The organism is Paenibacillus guangzhouensis, assembly GCF_009363075.1.
Classification (GTDB): domain Bacteria; phylum Bacillota; class Bacilli; order Paenibacillales; family Paenibacillaceae; genus Paenibacillus_K; species Paenibacillus_K guangzhouensis.
The window spans coordinates 2614083-2629214 of the sequence record NZ_CP045293.1 but is presented as its reverse complement, the minus strand read 5'-3'; the positions used below and the strand labels follow the sequence as shown (position 1 = coordinate 2629214).

Sequence of the window (15132 nt, the reverse complement as noted above, 5' to 3'; positions counted from 1 at the left end):
TCGATGAAGATTACAGTAACGGTAGCCATCTGCACGCATAATCGAGCGAAGGACACAGGTGAAGCCATTGAGAGCGTCTTGCGGCAAAATTATACAAGTGATGAAATTGAAATTGTCGTGGTAGATAATCGATCGACAGATGGCACCGCGAAGGTCGTGAATGATTTAAGGGAACGGCACGGTTCCAGGATACGATATATTTTCGAAGATAAGCTTGGATTATCGGTTGCGCGCAATCGAGCCATTCGGGAAGCAAGTGGGAAATACATTCTTTTCTTAGATGATGATGCGCTGGCTTCGCGTGACTGGGTACGTAACATCGTCGAAGTATTTGAGCGTGATGCGACGATTGGCTGTGTCGGGGGACGAATCGATCCGATCTGGGAGGCTGAGGAGCCAGAATGGATTCCGGAGGAACATCGGTCAGTATTCACGATTCTCGATTATGCAAGTGAAGTGAAGGAGATGCCGGCTCCGTCCATCCCATACGGTGCGAATGTCGCTTTTCGAATGAGTGTCTTCCATCATATGAAGCTATTTCGCGAAGACTTGGGACGTGTCGGAACCAATCTCTTATCCAGTGAAGAAAGCGAGCTGATTGCGAGACTACGTGTAGGGTACAAGGTATACTATACGCCATTCGCTCCGGTTCAACACAAAATCGCAAAAGAACGAACGACAAAGAAATGGTTCTTGAAACGGATTTTCTGGCAGGGGGTGAGCGATGCGGTGAAGCGCAACGATACGAGCAGCATTGCCGTCATGAAGCACACGGTTCGTATGCTCCAGGCGATTCTATCATCGCTGTTCTCCATCTTTCATTTCAAGACTTTTATCAGACAAGTGGTTAAAGTATGTTACCGCAACGGTTCACTCGTTGGTATCTTGCGATATTCCGGTAGGGGTTGAAGTTAGGTTATGGCAGAGCTTACTATGCATAAAGCATTAAAGAGCAACGGAATCTTTCAAACGATACTTCGTACGAGTGCAACGAATCTACTGGTGATGATCATTAGTACGTTGACGTCGATTGTCACAGCTCGGATGTTCGGAGTCGTGGGCAAAGGGGAGTTTTCGGCGATTCTTTTTTGGCCGACGTTGCTCGCAGGACTTGTTGGATTTGGTCTGCCAACGTCACTCATTTATAACTTGAAGCAAAATAAAGGGAATGGAGCCGATTTCGTCAGAGCGGGATTCCTGTTCCAGATCCCAGTCAGCCTCATTGTGGGGATCGTCGCTTGGATCTGGCTGCCAACATGGCTTGGGAATTATCCGGAGGCGGTTATTCAGACGGCGAAGTGGTACACGGTACTTATGCTGCCAATATTGTTGGCCGTCAATTTAATTTCTGCGCTGGCACAGAGCACAGGGAAATTTAACGTCTACAATGGCGTTCGACTAGGGTTTCCTTTAATCAATTTGATAGGGCTGTTGGCACTCTGGTCGATGAACAATTTAAGCCTTCATTCTGCAGCACTGGTGTTTCTCGTAACCAGTGTATTTGTCATTTTGTGGGCCATTTACAGCATGAGAGACGAACTTCGCATGAATTGGTTCAAGGGAGTAGGTAATCTGCAGGTAGCAAAATCATTATTCGGCTACGGCAGCCGAGTATTTGGCGTAGAGCTGCTCGGGACGCTGTATTCGCAATTCGATAAAATGGTGATTCTCTCAATGCTAACCGCAAGGGATTTGGGATTATATACCGTTGTCTATGCGCTATCTCGTGTATTCAATGTTGTACAGACAGCGATTACGAACGTGATCTTCCCGAAAGTCACCGGCATGGAGAAGGATGCGATTGTTGCGACGGTGGGCCGTGCGTTTCGGCTTTCCATGCTCTTGATGTCGATCGTAGTTATTCCTTGTATGTTCATCGGTCGATATCTCATGGGTATATTATTCGGCGCCCCTTTTCTAGAGGCTAGTGGGGCTTTCTACATCCTATCGATTGAATGTATTCTCGGAGGCGGTTCGTGGATACTCGCTTCCTCCTTTAATGCGATGGGACGACCGGGGCTAGTATTTGTACGTCAGATTATCGCCCTTACGATCACGATCGGGTTATTCTTCGTGTTTACACCATTATATGGGTTGAACGGGATTGCGATTGCTTTACTGATTGGAGCGATCATTCGTCTCGCGGTGACGATGGCTTCGATGCGGATCGTCTTTCAGGTGAAGATAAGTAACATGATGTTCGACAAGAACGATTTTCGTTTTCTAATCGACCGAATGATAGAAAAAACAAAAGGCAAAGGAGCGCGCTAATATGCAAATGAAACCGACTTTCCATCCGATGGATGCATTGAAAAAACGGCTACGACTCATTCTGAGTGTTATCCCGCCTAGGTCAAGCATTTATTATATTGATTATCCCGTATATAACAATGGCGGCGATTTGCTGATCATGAAGGGCACGGAGGCGTTTTTTAGAGACAATAAGATCCACGTTCAAGCGCGGTACAGTGTGCTTGATTTTCCTGACAAGCTAACGATTCCGAAAGATCAGATCATCGTACTCCAGGGCGGTGGAAACTTTGGAGATTTGTATCACGCACATCAGAAATTACGTGAGAAAATCGTCGTAGAATATCCCGAGAACCGGATTGTATTGCTCCCGCAAACGATCTTTTTCAAAGAAGAGTCGGCATACGACCAGACAGCGGAGTTGTTTAATCGACATGGCGATATTCATCTCTTCGTCAGAGATACATTGACTTATGAGAAGGCTGTTCAGAAATTTCACGGATGCAGAGTTTATTTATCTCCGGATATGGCCCATCAATTGTGGCCCATTAAGCCAACAAGCAGCCCAAGCAAAGAATTGCTGTGCTTCTTCCGTACCGATATCGAGAAAACAAAGGATCAGTTACAGTTCGAATCGGATGCGGATGGAGATTTCTTGGACTGGGGTTCCTTATACAACCGTGTGGAGCGGAGATCGATCAAATGGATCGCGAGCGCAATGAAAAAAGGCAGCGGACCCTTACCAATGTATAAGATCTGGGACAAGTATAGCGATTACTTGGTGAACAAAGCGATCAAGCGATTCAGTGATTATCGGAATATCCAGACGTCTAGACTCCATGGTCATATTCTCGCTTGCTTGATGGATAAGCCCAATACGCTGCTCGATAACTCCTATGGCAAGAACTCTAATTACTACAATACGTGGATCAGCGGCTTGGAAACCGCACAGCTCGCCGTGCAAACTCACAAGATTGCGAGACTGCATGAGGAAGCGACGCTTAATAAAACGAAGCTGAGTCTTTCAAAGTGAATTTTTATACCACAAAAATTTTAGGAGGAGTCAGAATGAAAATTGTGCTTCTATCTGGGGGATCAGGCAAACGCCTCTGGCCGTTATCGAATGAATCACGCTCCAAGCAATTTTTGAAGGTGCTGGCAAGTGAACATGGCAATCGTGAATCGATGGTGCAGCGTGTATGGGGGCAGATTTCAAGGGCCGGACTTCGTGATCATGCTTTTATCGCAACGAGTAATTCGCAAGTGGAAATGATTCACTGTCAACTCGGTAATGAGGTCGAAGTCATCGTTGAACCGGAGAGAAGAGATACCTTTCCTGCAATCGCATTGGCAGCTACCTATTTATATACGGTGCAAGGCGTAAGTCTTAATGAGACCGTCGTCGTTATGCCGGTTGATCCGTATGTAGAGGAGTCGTTCTTCCATAAGACCAAAGAGCTGGATCAGGTACTGAATGAATCGGGTGCGGATTTGGCGCTGATGGGCGTAAAGCCAACTTATCCATCCGAGAAATATGGATATATTGTCCCTGAGATCGGTACACAGGCTGATGAGCCTTACCTAACCGTACATAGTTTTCGAGAGAAACCCCGCGAGGAAGAAGCGGCAGCGATGATAGAGCAGGCTGCGCTTTGGAACTGCGGTGTTTTTGCGTTTAAGCTGGATTTCCTCATTAATATGTTAATCGAGAAGGGCTATCCGATCCAATACGACGAGATGTCAAAGCAGTACAGCAGGCTTCCGAAGAATAGCTTCGATTACGAGATCGTGGAGAAAGCGAATCATATCGTCGCGCTGCCTTATCATGGCGAGTGGAAGGATCTGGGGACATGGAATACGCTGACGGAAGAAATCGAGAGCTCGCTCATCGGCAAAGGAATTCTTAGCGGTGAGACGCATAATACCCATGTCATTAATGAATTGGACATCCCGATTACGCTGCTTAATGTATCCAACATTGTCGTAGCGGCAAGTCCGGATGGCATTCTCGTCTCAGATAAAGCTGCGAGTCCGATGATTAAAGAAGTCATGAAACATTCGGATCAGCGGCCGATGTATGAAGAACGGCGCTGGGGGCGTTACCGTGTACTCGATTATTTGAAATATCCCGATGGCAAAGAAGTGTTGACCAAACGCATCTGCATCACAGCGGGCCAGAATTTAAGTTATCAATACCATTTGCTTCGAGACGAGGTGTGGACGGTCGTAGCAGGCACGGGTGAGATGGTTCTCGATGGGAAGCATTTTTCCGTGAAGTCAGGTGATGTCTTAGTCATTACGAAAGATAGCAGACATAGCCTGCGCGCAGAATCGGAAATGGAGATTATCGAGGTACAGACCGGGACGGAGCTAATCGAAGAAGATATTGTGAGGCTCGCCTTTGATTGGAATGAGATAAAACAACTGTGCACCTAGTGTGAGAGAACAAATCCAATGAAGGAGTGTTAAGAATGAATATTACGGTTATCGGAACCGGTTATGTAGGACTCGTCTCAGGCGTTTGTTATGCGGAGATCGGTCATCAGGTTATTTGCGTGGATAAGGATCCTCGCAAGATTGACATGTTGAATGCTGGAGGCATCCCGATTTATGAGCCGGGACTCAAGGAAATGGCTGCGGTCAATCGTGCAGCGGGGAAGCTGTCTTTTACGGGAGATTTAACGAGTGCTGTGAAGCAATCGGACATTATTATCATCGCGGTAGGGACGCCACCGTTACCAAGTGGCGAAGCCAATCTTGCATATATTGATGAAGTTGCCCTAGAAATCGCAGCAGCGATGAACGGGTACAAAATCATCGCTGTGAAAAGTACTGTACCTGTCGGAACGAATGAGCGGGTTGCAGCGTTAATTCGGTCACGATCGCATTACAATTTTGACAGCATTTCGTTACCAGAGTTCTTGCGTGAGGGATCCGCGATTGAGGATACACTGCATCCTGACCGGATCGTCGTAGGAGCTGAATGCCAGAGTGCTGCCGAATTAATGATTCAGCTTCATCAGCCGTTGACTGAGCAAATCGTCGTCACGGATATTCGGAGTGCGGAAATGATTAAATATGCTTCCAATGCATTTCTCGCTACGAAAATATCGTTTATTAACGAAATTGCGAACATCTGTGAGAAGGTCGGTGCGGACGTAACCAAGGTTGCAGAAGGGATGGGTCATGATAAACGCATCGGCCCATCGTTCCTGAAGGCAGGCATTGGGTATGGGGGATCCTGTTTCCCGAAAGATACCAGCGCGCTCATTCAAATTGCGGGTCATGTCGATTACGAGTTCAAATTGCTGCGCTCCGTCGTGGAAGTGAATCAAGATCAGCGATTTAATGTCATTCGTAAGCTTGAGACGATCTTCCATGGCGAGCTCAAGGGGAAGACGGTTGCGGTATGGGGGTTAGCGTTCAAACCGAACACCGATGACGTGCGTGATTCACCAGCCTTAGAAATTATTCAGCACTTGGTTAATCAAGGTGTGAAGGTAAAAGCGTACGACCCTATCGCGATGGATAGTTTTCAAGCGCTATATGGTAAGCATGGCGTTGAATGGGGGGTGAGGGCGCTTGATACGGCTCAAGATGCGGATGCGTTGTGCTTATTAACTGAGTGGGATGAATTTGCATCGGTTGATCTGTATCAATTGCAGAACGTATTGAAACAGCCGATTCTCATCGACGGACGCAATGTGTTCCATGAGGAGGATTTGCTAGGGACGGATTTCATCTATTATTCGGTAGGCCGTCCTAATCTGAACCAGGGCGTTAGACAACCAATGCCTGTGTTGTAACAAATAACGATTCTAGTAAGGAGCTGAAAGCTTGAATAAGTTGACTTTGACGAAGAAAGTGACGGTGTCTGCTGTTGCACTATCCATGCTTGCTGCTACATTGGGAGGAATACCACTTAGTCAGCAAGGTTTCGCAGCGAAGTTGAATTTGGTTCAAAAAGCGAATGCTGCGGATGTATCGCCGTTGTCGGTCGCTTTATATGAACAAATAAGAAAGTGGTATGCTGCTCTTGCAGCCGGCGGTCCGCAAGAAGTACAAGCGGTCATGCGTTTGCGGGATGAACTAGCTCAGTTTGATTGGATGGCGAATAAGGATTTAGTAGATCCGATCTGGAAAAAAGTCATTGCCCAGCTTCCGGCGAATATCGATCCGAAGGAACTGAAAGAAAGTCTATTCCGTCTGATCCAAGCGGTTGGTTCGATCCAATCGATTGCGGATATCGAGGCGCTTCGGACTGATCCTGAATTCCGCGCGACGCTCAAGCTGATCGCAGCTGCTGCAGGAGACGAGAATCTTAGAGTCGATGATCTTGTCGTTTTCGTATTCGGTGATGGCGGAAGTCGCGATGGCTTGGAAGGTAAAGTGAAAAGTATCCTGGGAAAAATGTCCGTAACGCAATTGATCCAGTTAGTAGGCAATAGTAAAGGGATTGCGGAGATTGTACTTCAAGCGTTGGATAGCCAACTCAGTCAGACTGGTGACTATAAAATCAGTTCAATGCTCCAAAAATTGAATATTTCATCGCAAGATATTAGAACATTGGTCGTGAACCTTCAGGCCAAACTCCAGCAGGATGATGCTGCGCTTCAAGCGATAAGCTTTGCTTACATCCGTTCAGCCACAGAGGCATCAGCAGAGATTAGTGAAAATGGACGTCAGCATGTCTATCGGTTGAAATTGTTCGGTGTGGATATTCCTTCTTTTGTATTGCAGTGGTCGAAGGTATCGGGCAGTGAACATGTGAAGGTATACGCTAGCGGGATCGTTAGGATCCCTGAAGGGGTGCCAAGCGGAACGGCTGTGATTCAAGCGAAGTTAGTCAATCCAAATGGAGGGCCCGCCAAGGTGATCTTCGAGAAAGAAGTGACCCTGACAGATACATCTGCATCGGAAGAAAATGTGTTCCCGGTGGCGGAATACCTGAAACGATTAGAAAAGATTCGAAATGCGCTTGTCGCTGCGGGATCTTCGGATGTGAAGAGCGTTCAGAAGTTGCTTGATGAGATAATGGGGCTGGATTTAGCGAAGAATCAAGCTTTGATTGATCCGATCTGGAAACCGATAGCGAAAAAACTTCCAGATTCCGTCAATCAAGCTGAGCTGAAGAGAACTTTGCTCAAGATCATTCAAGCAGTAGGATCACTCCCAGTTGATGTAGAAGCGTCTCAGCTGGAATCGATTCGATCAAATCCAGAGTACCGGGCTGCGTTGAAAATAATCGGGAAGGCTGCTGGTGTTCCTACAATAAACATTGACGATATCCTCATTTTGATGTTTGGCGATAACAAAGGTCATGGAGGCGTAGAGGCAAGTGTTCGGGACAAGCTCGCTTCGATGAGCTCGAAAGAGTTAGCTAACGTATTAAGCAGCAAAAATGGGCTATCCATCATTCGAAGCACAGCCTTGGCGAAAGTGCTCAATGATACGAAGGGGTATGCGCTAAGCAAGGCCTTATCTAATCTAGACGTCAGATCGACAGATGTAGCTTCTATGATCCTTGGATGGAAAGATAAGCTTAAACAGGAAGAGGCCGCGACCAAAGCGTTGACTGCTGCATTTGTTCGTTCCGAGACGGCATCGACGGTTAAGATTTCTGACCGTGGCCGTCAGCATCTCTATGGTCTGACAGTCCAAGGCGTAGAACTGCCTTCCAATAGCCTGAAGTGGAAGAAAGTATCAGGCAGCAAGGATGTGAAGGTGGACTCGAACGGTAAAGTAACCATCGACAAGAAAGTTGCGACAGGAACTGCGGTCATTCAAGCATCGTTTGAGGATTTCTTGGGAGGCAGCTCGAAGGTTATTTTTGAGCAAGAGATTACACTGATCAACGAAGATGCAGCGAATGATCCAAAAGTGTTGATCCAAAACATTCTGAAGGCATTCGAAGGCAAGTTAGCTGATATTCAAAAGAGATTCGATACGGCAACGACAGATTCGGAGAAGGTGCAATTCATTCTTGAAGTGATCCAAGCCGGAAATGATAGCTACGAGCAGATTAACAAAGTAGAAGGTCCTAAAGGATTAAAGAACGAAGCTATCAATAAGGTGAAAAAACAGGTAAATCAGATGATTGATTTGATCATCGACCATTTAATGAAATTCTAATGATGAGCCAACTCTCCTTGAAGAAGGAGGGTTGGCCTATTCCATATTTTACAAGAAAGTAGTGGTTGCATAACGATGGGACAACAACGGATACGAAAAAAAAGACGCCGTCGCATTCAAAAACAGAATATTCCTATAGTTATTCTATCTTCGATGACGATCCTATTGATAATCGTATGGGGTGGACTGTACTGGAGGGAGTCTACGAAGATAGCGCTTCATGATCCGAAGGAAGAGTATATGCACAATTGGGATGAGCTAGACGCATTACCGCCAATCGGTTCAGAGGATGGCAAAAAGACCACACCGGTTGCAAATGGCCAATCAGGTGGACAACAAGGACAAGATGATGCGAAGCAGCCGGAAACTTCCAAGCAGGAAATAAAGACGGAGCAGCCAAACGCGGTTCAGAATGGAACCGAAACAGAGCATACGGAAGCACCAACCACGCAGGTCAAAGATAATAAGCATTCGGAAACTGTCAAGCTGACGAAAGGGCCTGTGACAAAATCGAATGAGACAAGCCAAGCGAAGCCGAATACGTCTAAGCAATCTGATGAATCATCAAACAGTATAGACACGAACTCCAATTCAAGTTCTCCGTCGGAAACGATTGCGTCTAAGGAATCCAAATATGAACAGAAATTGGTGGAGCTTAAGGCAAAATGTATGAAGGATATGAATGTCATCTTAGAAGGAGCGGAGTCGAGTATCCCGCAGCTGGATAAGACAAATCCCGTCGAGGTTCAAGCCTGGCAAGACAAGATCACGAATGAGGTATCCAATGCCGAATCGGTATGTGAAAGGAACTATCTAGATCTCATCCAAGCAGCAGAGAAGGATGCTGTCTCTGCGAGTAAGATTGATGAGTGGACACTAACGTATAACGCGCTAATCGTGAAACTTCAAGATGAATCGAGAGCGAAGCTGCAAAGTTTAATGGGGGGTTAAGTTAATGATCCTTTGGTAAGTTGCGATCGCGAATGACACGTTCGAGCAATATGCGAATGAGGTCCAGATCTTCTTTTTCCAAGGGAACGCCATCCCAATGAAGTTGTTTGTAATTTAAATACTCTTTGGCATTATGATTTAACTCTTCTGGCGGCTCGGGATAATCCGTAAGCCCAAGAAGGTAATCCGAAGAGGTTCGAAGTTTCCTTGCCAAGGTATGAATCGATTCCAAAGTTGGCTGGCGATATCCCGATTCATACCCTGCGTAGGTACTCTTTGCAACGCCAACGAAATCGGCTACTTCTTGCATGGTTAATTTTCTTTCTTTTCGCAATTGTTTAAGTCGCTTGGCGAACATCTCCAGGCCCCCCTTTTATACACAAGAACAACTTTCTTAAAGTGAGATACTTGTGTATCCCCACCTTATAAACGCAACCCTTATTATAGCATGTTCCCTAGTCCTGTGCACAACGAAGCTCGGAAAATTGTGAAATTTATTATTGTGTTATGAATCCCGTTCTTTTTCCCTTATTCCAGCTTTGTTCAATGTGACATGCAGCTCACCTCTATATTCGAGGGGAGCTATTTCTACTGCTTCCTGTATGATTTGAATCAGATATAGAGATGAGATACACTAGATTGAGAGGTGAACATGATGATTACATTAGGGGTACTTGATCATTCACATATTGGTGAAGGGCAATCAGCCGCAGATACATTAAGGGATACAACGAGATTATCGCAAGAGGCTGAGAGACTAGGATATGCTAGGTTTTGGGTTTCTGAGCACCATGGTACGAGAGCATTAGCATCTTCCAGTCCTGAAGTATTGATCGCACATATCGCATCAGCAACATCCAAGATCCGCGTCGGATCTGGCGGTGTCATGTTATCACACTATAGTGCCTATAAAGTTGCCGAAAATTTCCGTTTGCTTGAAGCACTCTATCCAGGCCGGATTGATCTAGGGCTTGGAAGAGCCCCCGGCGGCATGCCGCTCGCAACGAGGGCGCTCCAGAATGGTGCGTACTCTGGGATTGATGGGTACCCGCAGCAGATTGCGGATTTGAACGGATACCTCCATGATTCGATACCATCAGGGCATTCCTTCGAGAAGCTGATCGCTGCACCGATTCTGTCAACAGCTCCAGAGCTCTGGCTCCTCGGTTCAAGCGACGGCAGCGCGAGAATTGCAGCGCAACAAGGGTTACCGTTCGCTTATGCACAGTTCTTCGGTGTGCCGGGCGGGGAGATGGCGATGAAGTATTATCGTGAACATTTTACACCATCGACGTTGTATGCTGAACCGAAGCCGCTTGTGTGCGTGCTCGCGATCTGTGCTGAGGACGAGATGGCAGCCCAGAAGCTAGCGGCTAGTACGAACCTGTTCTTCTTACAATTAGAGAAAGGCATGGAACTGCCTGCATTCCCATCGGTAGAGACTGCATTAAATTTCCCTTATTCTGATTATGATGTCGCGCGGATTCATCAAGGACGCCAACGCCGAATTGTTGGAACGCCAAAGCAAGTGAAAGAAGAAATTCTGGCCATTAGCGAGCGCTATCAGACGGATAACATCATGATTGCTTCGCCAATACATGATTTTGACGCTCGGGTTCGTTCCTATCAATTGATTGCAGAAGCATTCAATCTATAACCGGTTCATGGAGGAGAATGGACATGCCATTCAACCAGATTGTATCGAAATATATGCCGCATGCTTCGTTTGAAGTGGAGCAAGGGGAGAGCGGTTGGAATAATACTACACGATTTGTGACGACGCCCGAGGGAAGGGCTGTACTGCGTATTTATGAGACGCATCGTGATCTTGGTAAAGTTCGATTCGAGCATGACGTGTTAATTGCGCTAGCCGAGCAGCAGATGCCTTGCGCAGTTCCACTGCCGCTTCGAACGGATAAGGGACTGACCTATACGGTGCTCGAAGATGGCACAGGTCGTTATGCCTGTATGTTCCGCTACATTGACGGTGTTCGGCCGAATTCAAATCATCCGAACACAGCTGTATCGATCGGGGAGATGACGGGGCATCTCTCACGTGCATTAGCACGAGTTCAGGTCTCGCGAGCAACCGCTTACCCGCCTTATTATGAGCTTGAAGCCGCACATCCAACCTGCACTGAGGAACGGATCGCATCGTTCTGCTTATCTCCCCCGGAAGCTTTTCGGCAACAAGCGTATGCATTGGTACGGATCTATGAGGAATTCACTATGTTCCATGCGAACTTAACGCATCTTAGGAAGCTTCCGCATCAGTTGGTGCATGGTGACATCAATCATTCGAATGTACTTGTCTCTGATTCGGATCAAGGGCAAGGGGTTGCGGTTCTTGATTTTGAATTCTGTACATGGGATGTAAGAGCGATCGAACCGGCTGTCGTATTATCCGGGTATTTGTCCGAATCGCCTGACTGGATCCAGGTTGAAGCATTTATTCGAGGTTACAACAAGGTCATATCTCTCACCGACGATGAGATCGATGCGATACCATTGCTAGTCCGGCTGCGTAAGCTGGATGTATTCATACATTTCTTGGGTAGGTATCTCGATGGCGTTGACGCGCCCGAAGTGTTATGCCAGCAGATTCGGGATGTCGCGAGAGGATTAGGTACGCTGCGTCAAGAGGAAGAGCAGATCCTTCATATGTACCGGCAGGTCATTCGTGAACAGATGGCCGTAAAATAATAAAAGAAGACGCACTCGATCACGGTCGAGTGCGTCTTTTTGGTCGTTCGCAGCGGATTAGAGCAAATTCTCGATATCCTCTTTCATACTCTGCGGAGTCACATACGATTCATAACGCTTGATGACTTGGCCATCGCGGTTAACGAGGAATTTCGTGAAATTCCACTTAATATCATTCGATTTCAATTCTTCTGGCATATTGTTCTCGAACATGGCCTGGAAGCGGGCACCGGCTGGCTCGTCTAGATTAAATCCAGCGAACGGCGCTTCTTCTGTCAATTGTTGGAATAGCGGATGTGCATTGGCGCCTTTCACATCGATTTTAGCGAAGAGGGGGAAGTTCACGCCATAGTTGATTTGGCAGAAGGAATCCACTTCATGGTTATCTCCTGGTTCTTGGCCACCGAATTGATTGCACGGGAAACCGAGAACTTCGAGTCCTTGTGCATGATATTCAGCATACAGGTTCTGCAAACCCTCATATTGCGATGTAAATCCGCATTTGCTCGCTGTGTTCACAATGACGAGAACTTTGCCCTGATAGTCTGATAGGTTTACTTGTTCGCCTTTTATCGTCTCTAACGCATAGTTGTGGATGGTCATTGTATCTTCCTCCTTATAATAAGCCGTTGATTAGGATGGCATTGGTGTTGGTGTTGGTGTCGGTGCAGCGTAGCCTTCGGCATACGTCTTATCGATATATGTACGAATATCTTGATCGGAAATGCCTTTTTCTTTCAAGAGGGCTGTCGTTGTCGCGATCTCAATGCATACGCCGCATCTCGTGCCATGATCGTCCCAGACGACGGAACCGTCCTCCTTGATTTCGTGAATGAAGCAGTTCAGGTTGCTCTTATGATCAGCGCTCTCGGCACAACCACAATAGCAAGGCATATAAGGAAGCGTATCCTTCACGGTTGAAGCCGTCTTATAGGCGGAGCGGATCGTGTCTGAAGCCTGATCAAGAAAAGTAGGCAGCGTGGACAGCGAGGATGTCGTTTCCTGCAAATCCCCATTTGGAAGTTGATGCTGTTCATGCTCGGCCGTCTTGCTTGCGCATCCCGCTAGAAGAATCATGAGTGCAAGGATGACACCAGCTGTCATACGTGTAAGTACGGATCGCAATCAATTCACTCCTTTGTTCGTATCTTTCACATGAATTATATCACGATTTACGCCCGATTTCGGAATTTCTTATGACAAATATCGGTAGAATTTTGCTGTTTAAATTCTGTTTACATTCGTCCTGTATTGTTATCACCATAGAAAATAGAGGGATAAGAAATGAAGGAGCTGGAGCATATGGAGGAAGTACAGAAGGGACAACAAAGTGGAGACTGGAGGCAATTTCTAGCGATGATCAAGCAGACCAAACCATCCATCTGGATGCTTACGGTAGCTTTGGGACTAAGTATCATCGCAACCCTCGTCGGGTTAGTCATCCCCATGTTCACGAAGACGCTGGTGGATAGCTTCTCCGTCTCTTCACTCAGCACGTGGCAAATTGTAGGACTTGTTACAGCGTTCATCGCACAGACAATTGCCGGGGGGTTATCCATTTACATGCTGAACTATGTAGGGCAGCAAATTGTAGCGAATTTACGGGATCGACTCTGGAAGAAATTGCTCGTTCTTCCGGTCTCTTATTACGATAATAACCGGACAGGCGAGACGATTAGCCGAATGACGAATGATACGGGGGTGGTGAAGGGACTGATCGCCGAGCATCTAACTGGCTTCTTCGGAGGGATTATTTCGGTCATCGGTTCACTTGCCGTATTGATCTATCTAGATTGGCAAATGACGCTCATTATGCTGCTCATCATACCGTTATGCGTCCTCATCCTTGTGCCGCTCGGCAAACAAATGATGAAGATTTCCCGTGGTTTGCAAGATGAGACGGCATCGTTCACGTCGGTGCTCAGTCAGGTGCTATCCGAAATTCGTCTCGTGAAATCCTCCAATTCGGAGTCGAGAGAATATGAGACGGGAAGCCAAGGCATACAGAATCTTTTCCGATATGGGTTAAAAGAAGGCAAGGTGCAAGCACTTATCTCGCCGCTGATCTCGCTAGTTATGATGCTGCTGCTTGTTGTGATTATCGGATATGGCGGAATGCGCGTCTCTTCAGGCGCCCTAACGGCAGGGGAGCTCGTTGCGTTTATCCTCTACCTGTTCCAAATCGTGATTCCAATGACGCAATTGACGCAATTCTTCACGCAATTCCAGAAGGCGATCGGCGCAACAGATCGGATCATTGCTACCCTTGAAGCGGATGAGGAAGATCATACGTCGGGTGAAAGACTGATGAATCCGAACCAACCGATTACGTTGAAGGATGTCGCATTCGGATACAGCGAGGAAGAAGCGGTGCTGCGGAAAGTGAACTTCACGATTGAACCTGGCAAAGTGACAGCCATTGTAGGCCCGAGCGGGGGTGGGAAGACGACGTTATTTTCACTCGTCGAACGATTCTATAAGCCATTATCGGGTTCGATCAAGTTAGGCAATCAATCGATTGAGAGCTACTCGCTTCAATCATGGCGCAGGCAAATTGGGTATGTCTCGCAGGAAAGTCCGCTTATTGCCGGCACAATTCGGGAGAATATCTGCTATGGGGTCGATCGCAAAGTAACAGAGCAGGAGTTGAAGCATGCTGCAGCGATGGCCTATGCCGATCAATTCATTGATGGTCTGCCGAATGGTTACGAGACGGAAGTGGGAGAACGAGGCGTGAAGCTATCAGGTGGACAGCGGCAGCGGATTGCTATCGCAAGAGCACTTCTTCGCGATCCGCAAATCCTAATGTTAGATGAAGCGACATCCAGTCTAGATAGTAAATCCGAGATTGTCGTACAAGAAGCGCTAAATAACTTGATGCAAGGCCGTACGACACTCGTTATCGCACATCGTCTATCTACCGTCGTGGATGCAGATCAAATTGTGTTTATTGAGAAAGGCGCCGTGACGGGGATTGGCACACATGAGTCTCTGCTAGAGTCACATCCGATGTATCATGAGTTCGCGACGCAGCAGCTGCGGCTGCAAGAACAATCGGTATATGCAGATTAGAGTCAACGAAGAGCCATGCAGGGA

Annotated in this window: 13 protein-coding genes; 10 read left to right on the top strand and 3 right to left on the bottom strand. The window is 47.0% G+C overall.

The window, feature by feature from the left end; all coding sequences use genetic code 11:
- The first annotated feature begins 3 nt into the window (after nt 1-3).
- The 7 genes from GCU39_RS11685 (at nt 4) to GCU39_RS11655 (ending at nt 9333) form a co-directional block, all read left to right on the top strand.
- Nucleotides 4-909 (top strand): glycosyltransferase, encoded by a 906-nt coding sequence (locus GCU39_RS11685; protein ID WP_193726888.1) that lies wholly within the window; start codon nt 4-6, stop codon nt 907-909.
- Between the two features lie 24 nt (nt 910-933).
- Nucleotides 934-2271 (top strand): oligosaccharide flippase family protein, encoded by a 1338-nt coding sequence (locus tag GCU39_RS11680; protein ID WP_227793551.1) that lies wholly within the window; start codon nt 934-936, stop codon nt 2269-2271.
- A gap of 1 nt (nt 2272) precedes the next feature.
- Entirely contained in the window at nt 2273-3283 is a 1011-nt protein-coding gene (locus GCU39_RS11675; RefSeq protein ID WP_152393665.1) for a polysaccharide pyruvyl transferase family protein, read from the top strand.
- Nucleotides 3284-3318: 35 nt separating this feature from the next.
- Nucleotides 3319-4686: a sugar phosphate nucleotidyltransferase gene (locus GCU39_RS11670; protein ID WP_152393664.1), complete on the top strand. Its 1368-nt coding sequence runs from the start codon at nt 3319-3321 to the stop codon at nt 4684-4686.
- 35 nt (nt 4687-4721) lie between these two features.
- The gene (locus GCU39_RS11665) at nt 4722-6056 is read left to right on the top strand and encodes a UDP-glucose dehydrogenase family protein (protein WP_152393663.1); all 1335 of its coding nucleotides are present in this window, start codon (nt 4722-4724) and stop codon (nt 6054-6056) included.
- Between the two features lie 31 nt (nt 6057-6087).
- Nucleotides 6088-8382, top strand: a complete 2295-nt coding sequence (locus tag GCU39_RS11660) for a hypothetical protein (RefSeq protein ID WP_152393662.1) — start codon at nt 6088-6090, stop codon at nt 8380-8382.
- A 153-nt stretch (nt 8383-8535) separates the two neighbouring features.
- Nucleotides 8536-9333 carry a hypothetical protein gene (locus tag GCU39_RS11655; protein WP_152393661.1) on the top strand — a complete coding sequence of 266 codons (798 nt, stop codon included), beginning with the start codon at nt 8536-8538 and terminating at the stop codon, nt 9331-9333.
- 1 nt (nt 9334) lies between these two features.
- Here GCU39_RS11655 and GCU39_RS11650 read toward each other — a convergent pair whose 3' ends face one another.
- On the bottom strand, nt 9335-9691 hold the full coding sequence (locus GCU39_RS11650; RefSeq protein WP_152393660.1) for a helix-turn-helix domain-containing protein: 357 nt from the start codon (nt 9689-9691) through the stop codon (nt 9335-9337).
- A 297-nt stretch (nt 9692-9988) separates the two neighbouring features.
- On the opposite strand from GCU39_RS11650, the gene GCU39_RS11645 reads away from it, so the two are divergent.
- Together GCU39_RS11645 and GCU39_RS11640 are read left to right on the top strand one after the other, a co-directional pair.
- The gene (locus GCU39_RS11645) at nt 9989-10990 is read left to right on the top strand and encodes an LLM class flavin-dependent oxidoreductase (protein ID WP_152397208.1); all 1002 of its coding nucleotides are present in this window, start codon (nt 9989-9991) and stop codon (nt 10988-10990) included.
- A 23-nt stretch (nt 10991-11013) separates the two neighbouring features.
- Nucleotides 11014-12036: a phosphotransferase gene (locus tag GCU39_RS11640; RefSeq protein WP_193726887.1), complete on the top strand. Its 1023-nt coding sequence runs from the start codon at nt 11014-11016 to the stop codon at nt 12034-12036.
- Between the two features lie 57 nt (nt 12037-12093).
- Here GCU39_RS11640 and GCU39_RS11635 read toward each other — a convergent pair whose 3' ends face one another.
- Nucleotides 12094-12639, bottom strand: coding sequence for a glutathione peroxidase (locus tag GCU39_RS11635; RefSeq protein WP_152393658.1), 546 nt, complete (start codon nt 12637-12639; stop codon nt 12094-12096).
- Nucleotides 12640-12669: 30 nt separating this feature from the next.
- Nucleotides 12670-13161, bottom strand: coding sequence for a PCYCGC motif-containing (lipo)protein (locus tag GCU39_RS11630; protein ID WP_152393657.1), 492 nt, complete (start codon nt 13159-13161; stop codon nt 12670-12672).
- Nucleotides 13162-13338: 177 nt separating this feature from the next.
- On the opposite strand from GCU39_RS11630, the gene GCU39_RS11625 reads away from it, so the two are divergent.
- Nucleotides 13339-15108, top strand: a complete 1770-nt coding sequence (locus GCU39_RS11625; protein ID WP_152393656.1) for an ABC transporter ATP-binding protein — start codon at nt 13339-13341, stop codon at nt 15106-15108.
- The last annotated feature ends 24 nt before the right edge of the window (nt 15109-15132 follow it).